Origin of the sequence: Streptomyces sp. DH12 (assembly GCF_020873895.1) — a bacterium.
In the GTDB taxonomy this organism is placed as follows: Bacteria; Actinomycetota; Actinomycetes; order Streptomycetales; family Streptomycetaceae; genus Streptomyces.
The window spans coordinates 1-453 of sequence record NZ_JAHWGT010001062.1; the positions used below are offsets into that span (position 1 = coordinate 1).

The window sequence follows — 453 nt, forward strand, 5'->3', positions numbered from 1 at the left end:
GCCCCGGCCGCGCCCGTGCCGACGGTCATCGGTCACCGCGGCGCCAGCGGCTACCGGCCCGAGCACACCTTCGGTTCGTACCAGCTCGCCCTCGACATGGGCGCGGACATCGTCGAGGCCGGCGACCTCGTCCCCACCAAGGACGGCCACCTCGTCTGCCGCCACGAGCCGGAGATCGGCGGCACCACCGACGTCGCCGACCACCCCGAGTTCGCCGGCCGCCGCACCACCAAGACGCTGGACGGCGTCCAGGTCACCGGCTGGTTCACCGAGGACTTCACGCTCGCCGAGCTCAAGCGGCTGCGCGCCGTGGAGCGCATCCCCGCCAACCGCCCGCACAACACCCTCTACAACGGCCGCTGGGAGATCCCCACCTTCGAGGAGGTGCTGCGCTGGCAGGACGAGCAGACGCGCAAGCGCGGCAAGCAGGTGTGGATCTACCCCGAGCTCTAG

Annotated in this window: 1 pseudogene; it reads left to right on the forward strand. The window is 71.7% G+C overall.

Annotated elements, in window-relative coordinates:
- Positions 1-447 (forward strand): annotated as a pseudogene (locus tag LPA54_RS38510) (glycerophosphodiester phosphodiesterase family protein); the annotation flags it as partial.
- Between the last annotated feature and the right edge of the window lie 6 nt (positions 448-453).